General features: G+C 42.6%; 5 protein-coding genes. 3 read left to right on the forward strand and 2 right to left on the reverse strand.

What is annotated here, in order from left to right; all coding sequences use genetic code 11:
• Positions 1 to 195 precede the first annotated feature (195 nt).
• Positions 196 to 2,505, forward strand: a complete 2,310-nt coding sequence (locus Q0256_RS03400) for a type I secretion system permease/ATPase (protein ID WP_297960048.1) — start codon at positions 196 to 198, stop codon at positions 2,503 to 2,505.
• A gap of 25 nt (positions 2,506 to 2,530) precedes the next feature.
• The gene (locus Q0256_RS03405) at positions 2,531 to 3,832 is read left to right on the forward strand and encodes an HlyD family type I secretion periplasmic adaptor subunit (protein ID WP_297960050.1); all 1,302 of its coding nucleotides are present in this window, start codon (positions 2,531 to 2,533) and stop codon (positions 3,830 to 3,832) included.
• 930 nt (positions 3,833 to 4,762) lie between these two features.
• Here the strand turns inward: Q0256_RS03405 and Q0256_RS03410 are convergent.
• Complete coding sequence (locus Q0256_RS03410; protein WP_297960052.1) at positions 4,763 to 5,200, reverse strand: formate--tetrahydrofolate ligase; 438 nt, start codon at positions 5,198 to 5,200, stop codon at positions 4,763 to 4,765.
• The gene (locus tag Q0256_RS11585) at positions 5,173 to 5,475 is read right to left on the reverse strand and encodes a formate--tetrahydrofolate ligase (RefSeq protein ID WP_367271938.1); all 303 of its coding nucleotides are present in this window, start codon (positions 5,473 to 5,475) and stop codon (positions 5,173 to 5,175) included. The genes Q0256_RS03410 and Q0256_RS11585 overlap by 28 nt, the downstream gene beginning before the upstream one ends.
• 120 nt (positions 5,476 to 5,595) lie before the next feature.
• On the opposite strand from Q0256_RS11585, the gene Q0256_RS03415 reads away from it, so the two are divergent.
• Positions 5,596 to 6,141, forward strand: coding sequence for a TetR/AcrR family transcriptional regulator (locus tag Q0256_RS03415; protein ID WP_297960054.1), 546 nt, complete (start codon positions 5,596 to 5,598; stop codon positions 6,139 to 6,141).
• Positions 6,142 to 6,145: the final 4 nt, after the last annotated feature.

The raw sequence follows: 6,145 nt of genomic DNA on the forward strand, positions 1-6,145 counted from the left end.
AAAATATTCCCAGGCTTTGTTTTAAAGCGGCTTCTTAAACTTTTAGCGCTTTCCTAGCCGTTCATTCCCACCGTACTATTATTAGTTTCCCAAATTTTCTCAATCCCTTAAATTTCTTTAAAATTCCTTCCGAATTTAAGCCCCGTTTCAAATAGACTTAATAGAATTCCTTCAAATTTCACTCAAAGGTATCCAATGCAAACCGCCCTGGGCTCGCTAGGTCTGATAGCCGCCGTAAATCATATCCCATTCGATGCCAAGGCGCTTATAAATAAATTTGCGCTAAGCAGCGAGGAGCCGCAGATCGAAGAGCTGGTGCGTATGGCTAAGCATTGCGAGTTTAAGGCTAAAATCAAAAAGCTAAATCTTTCAAATTTGATGCGCTATAAGCCTCCCTTTATCCTTCAGAAAAAGGACGGAAGCTACTTTAACGTCCTAAAGATCGAACAGCAAAGCGAAGCGGATATTAAAGCGGCAAATCCTAGCAAGACGGCCGCTGATATAAATAGCGCAAATTCCAAAGATACGGCAGATTCCAAGGAGATATTGAGCCCTGGCGGCGGCGCGGCAAATCCTTCCTCCGCGGGCTCATACAATTCCTCCGCCAAAGAAGCTAAAATTTTCCACTCATCCAAATCCCCTCAATCCAAATCCTCGCCAGAAGCTTCCCTTAAATTTATCGTATTTGACGGCGGAAATTCCGTAAAAGAGCTGGGCGCGAGCGAGCTATTTGATCTTTGCAGCGGCGAGTTTATCGTGCTAGCTCATAAAACTTTAAATTCTCAGATCAAATTCGGCTTTGCCTGGTTTTACAAGCGGATGCTAAGCTTTAAAAGAGTGGTATTTGAAGTGCTTTTGGCTTCATTCATCATGCAGCTTTTCGGTCTAGTGACGCCGCTTTTTACGCAGGTGGTGCTCGATAAGGTTTTAACTCATCATAGCATTAGCACGCTAAACGTAATTGCATTTGCATTTTTGGCGACCATCATATTTGAGATGCTTTTAAGTCTAAGTAGAAATTATATATTCGCGCACACTACCACTAAAATCGACGCTAGGCTAGGCAGCGAGCTTTTTAGCCACTTAGCGCTGCTTCCGATGACCTACTTTGAGAATCGCAAGGTAGGAAACATCGTTGCTAGAGTGCGCGAGCTAGATAGCATAAGAGAGTTTATCGCAAATAAAAGCGTAAGCGTGCTACTTGATATTTTATTTAGCTTCGTATTTGTCTTTATGATGCTGCTTTACAGCATTAAACTCACGCTGATTGCAATCGCATTTATAAGCGTAATCGCTGCGATCTATTTTTTCATCACGCCGGTACTTAGAAGGAGGCTGGAGGATAAATTTCAAATGGGAGCCGCTTCAAACTCCTATCTCGTAGAAGCAGTAACCGGAATGCAGACGGTAAAATCTCTAGCGATCGAGGGCAGTATGCAAAAGATGTGGGAGGAAAATCTAGGCAGATACGTCCGCTCATCTTTTAATCTTTCAAATTTAAGCAACGTCGCAAGCGGCTTTGCCTCAGCACTTCAAAAGCTTATGACGCTTTGCATTTTATACTTCGGCGTGGGGCTTGTAATAGAAGGCAAGCTAAGCGTCGGTCAGCTCATCGCCTTTCAGATGTTTGCGGGGCAATTTAGCGCTCCCGTGATGAGACTCGTGGGACTTTGGAACGAGTTTCAGCAAGCCCTTCTTAGCGTAGATAGGCTAGGAGATATATTAAATACTCCAACCGAGCAGAGCACCGATAAGCCTATTGCGCTAAATAATATAGAAGGAGATATAAAATTTGACGCCGTAAATTTCAGATACAGACCGGATCTAAATTTGGTGCTAAAAGATATCAGCTTTCACGTAGAGCCGGGCAAAAGCGTAGGCATAGTCGGCAGAAGCGGCAGCGGCAAAAGCACGATTACGAAGCTGATCGAGCGGCTCTATCTGCAAAGCTCGGTAGCTGTTTACATAGCCGCCATAGATATCAGACATCTAAATCCATATCTTTTAAGGCAAAACATCGGCGTAGTCCTTCAGGAAAACTATCTATTTAGCGGCAGTATCAAAGAAAACATCGCCTTTGCCGCAAGCGGAGCGAGTATGGAGGAGATCATCAGAGTTAGCAAGATCGCGGGCGCTCATGATTTTATCGCAGAGCTTGCGGGAGGTTACGATACCTTCGTAGGCGAGCGCGGCTCGAGCCTTAGTGGCGGACAAAAACAGCGCATCGCAATCGCTAGAGCGCTCATAAATAATCCTAAAATTTTGATCTTCGACGAGGCGACCTCCGCGCTTGATTATGAAAGCGAAAGCATCATCAATCAAAATTTAAGCGAGATCAAAAAGGGAAAAACCTTCATCATCATCGCACATAGGCTAAATTCCGTCAAGAATTGCGATGAAATTTTAGTGCTAGATAAGGGTGAGATCGTAGAGCGCGGAAAGCATGAGGAGCTAATGGCTCTGGGCGGCTACTACAAGAGCTTATATGATAAGCAGCTAGGATAGGCCGAAGAGCGAGACGGGATAAACAATGCTAAAAATTTTCAAAAGAATAGAGGATGATTCAAACGAGTTCAAGCCTTTATTGATCGAGATAGAGGATGCTCCGCAAAACCCTTTGGGAAGATCTATCTTATGGATCGCTTGCGGCGCGCTAATATTTGCCGTGCTATGGATGGTGTTTGCTAAGGTTGATATCGTAGTAAGCGCTAACGGCAAGGTCGTGCCCGATGGCGAGATTAAAATTTTAAAATCTCTCGAAAGCGGCGTCGTCTCTAAAATTTTAGTAAAAGAGGGCGATAGAGTAAAAAAGGGCGATCATCTAATCTTAATCGATCCTAGCGTCTCTACGGTAAATTTATCCACCAAGCAAGAAAGCCTAGCCTTACTTGAATACTCGATAAAAAGGCTCGACGCTCTAAGCTCGGGTAGGAGTCTGGATGCTAACATCAGCGCAGATGAGCTAAGCTTATACAATACGCAAAAATCAAACTACGAAGAGAGCATAAACGTCTATAATCTAAAAATGCAAGCTCTGCAAATGGGGATAAATTCCACCAATTTGGAGGTCGAGAGGCTAAGCGGAATTTTAAAGATAGATGAAGCGCGGCTAAGCAATCTAAATAAAGTAAAAGATATAATAGCGCGCAAGGATCTATATGAGCTCAAATCCAAGGTAATCGAGCTAAACTCCAATCTTAAAATTTCAAAAGAGAAGCTCGCCGAACAAAGGGCAAATTTAGATGAGCTAGCCAAAGAGCTTGAAGCCTTTAAAAGCCAAAGCATATCAAAGTGGCTCGATGAGATGCTAGCTAAGCAGAAAGAAGCAAGCTCGCTAAAAGCAGAGATCAACGCGATCTTGTTTCAAACCAGACAGCAGATCATATCCTCTCCGGTTGACGGCTTTGTAGGAAAGCTACTAGTAAATACGCAAGGAACCGCCATCACAAATCAAGAAAATTTAATCTCTATAGTGCCTAGCGACAAGCCTTTGATCATTAAAGCGAACGTGCTTAATAAAGACATAGGCTATCTGGAAAATAATCAAAGCGTAGCGATTAAGGTTCAGACCTTCGACTTTCAAAAATACGGCAAACTTGAAGGTGAGCTAATCCACATAGCAAACGATGCGATAAATGACGAGAAGCTGGGAGAAATTTACGAAGTAAAGATCAGACCGGATTCTACATTTTTGATCGTAGATGGGATCAAAAAAGAGATCGAGCCCGGTATGAGCGTAACGGCTGAAGTAAAAGTGGGCAAAAGACACGTAATAGAGCTATTTATCTACCCCGTTATCAAATACCTGGACGAAGGGCTTAGTGTAAGGTAGGGAAGGAGGGCAGGCGGCTATTTACCGTTTTTTATTTGTTCAAATATGACTTGAAATTTTAGAATGGATACAAGAATTTCTAGATTTTTTAGTAAGTAATCGTTTTTGCCGCTATCGGCCCTTTATCTCAATCTATCATCAAATCCCCTGCTCATATAAAAATTTGGCGCATTTTACCCTTTTATGAAGTATTTAAAATTTAAAATCGCTTTACCATATCGAATTTCAAGGTCTTTTGCTGCTCTAAATTTTAAAATTTCACTTCGCAGTATCGCAAAATTATAAAGCATAGAAGTAAATGCAATATGCGATATAAAACAGATAGCTATTCACATACCAACAAACACCAAAGCAGCCATCCATCAGATTATGGAGCAAACAAATGATATAGGAATATAAAAGAGCGATGAAAAGACCAAATAATGAATAAAAGGATAAAGTGGATATTCTAAAAGCTTTTTACACTCATAGCACTAAAAGCAAGCATTGAAGCTTAAGAGTTGCAGCGATTAAAGCATTAAAGCACCATAGTATTAAAACATCTCATAATATTAAAAGAAGTCATAGAGCATTGCAATCACAAAGAGATAATATTTTTTAGGCTTATAGCTTTTATAGTTATGTGATGATTAAAAATACGCGGGTATATTTTCAAATTTACGTGTATGTGTAATATACAAAAAATACCGCCCAAAAAAAGAGAACTCCTATAGAGTGCTAAAACGTCTCAAAAGAGTTAAATAAGGTAAAACACGACAGAAAGACACACTATAAATATCCGTCAAGAGCCTATCGCCTCTTGACGGATATCCCCAGCCCTAGGGCATTTATAGCTTGCATATGGTACGCTTCATGGCGTAAAATGAGACGGGTTGGAAAGCAGATGGGACGATCGCTTTACGGAATTTGTTCTATTTGCTTGCCTATTTGCTATTGTGTTACGCTTTCTCTGTCATAATTTTCGCCGACGACGATATTCGAGATACGCTCTTTCAATTCCGAGATCGTGCGCGAGAGACAGACGATCGCCATGATTTCGCTCGCGACGGAAATGCAAAAGCGATCTCCCCGTGGCACTCCGTTCATTCTGCCGCCGAGTCCGACGATGCTGCGCAGTTCGCGGTCGTTGAGATCGACGCACCGCTTCCACGAAATCGTGCGGGGATCTATTTTGAGTTCGTTGCCGTGATGAATGTGATTATCGACCAGAGCCGCAATCAAATTGTTTGCTACGGAAATCGCATGGATATCGCCGGTAAAGTGCAGATTAATTTCTTCCATCGTAACAATCTGCGCCCTTCCGCTACCGCACGCACCACCCTTTATGCCGAAGCAGGGGCCTAAAGACGGCTCTCTGAGCGCAAGCACCGTTTTTTCCCGATCCTATTGAGTGCATCGGCAAGCCCTATCGAAACGGTCGACTTTCCCTCCCCCGTACTCGTCGGCGTTACGGCGGTAACGAGGATGAGGCGCGCGCTTGCGTCCAGAGCGCGTTTTCGTAAAGCACGAAGCGTTTCTGCGATGAGTTTCGCTTTGCACTGTCCGAACGGTTCGATTCCGTCCGCATCAATGCCGATGCGCTGTGCGATGTCCGCGATCGGAAGCATTCGATTTTTTTGCGCTATTTCGATATCCGACAACATAACATAATTATATGCGCGAACGCGGGCTTTTGTAAATCGCTTTACACGACGCTTTAAACTTGACAATGTAAAGTTTTTACGCTATTATCTTGACACTGTAAAGATTAAAAGGGAGTACTTATGCAAAAATTGAATTTGCCGTATCACCGCGAAGGATTAAAAAATCTTTTAATCGAAAAAGGTATCGAAATCGTCAATACCGACGGGCTACAGTCTTTTTCGCTGAGAAAAGCGGCGACGGCCTGCAAGGTAAGCCATGCCGCCCCATACAGTCATTTTCACAACAAAGAAGAATTGCTCAACGCGATGCAGCTGCACATCACTGAGCGCTTTTCGAAAACGCTCGAAGCCGCGATCGCCGAAAACAAAAAGCCTTCCGAATTGTTAAAAAATTTGGGCACGGCCTATGTTTCTTTTTTTATTGAAAATCCCGCCTATTTTCAATTTTTGTATTCAAAGTCGGACATAAAGGTAGATTTAACTTTATCCGTGCCGGATGAAGAAAACTATGCGCCTTTTATCCTGTATAAAAACAGCGTCCTGTCATTGCTTACGCAAAATAAAGTCCCGAAAAAAAAGCAAATCGATATTTTAGAAAAGTATGGAGTAAGTTTTTTTATAGACGGTTGGAATGCTGAACGGCTTGGATTTGCAGCAAGAGTTTAAGTTA

The organism is uncultured Campylobacter sp., assembly GCF_937949835.1.
Taxonomy (GTDB): domain Bacteria; phylum Campylobacterota; class Campylobacteria; order Campylobacterales; family Campylobacteraceae; genus Campylobacter_B.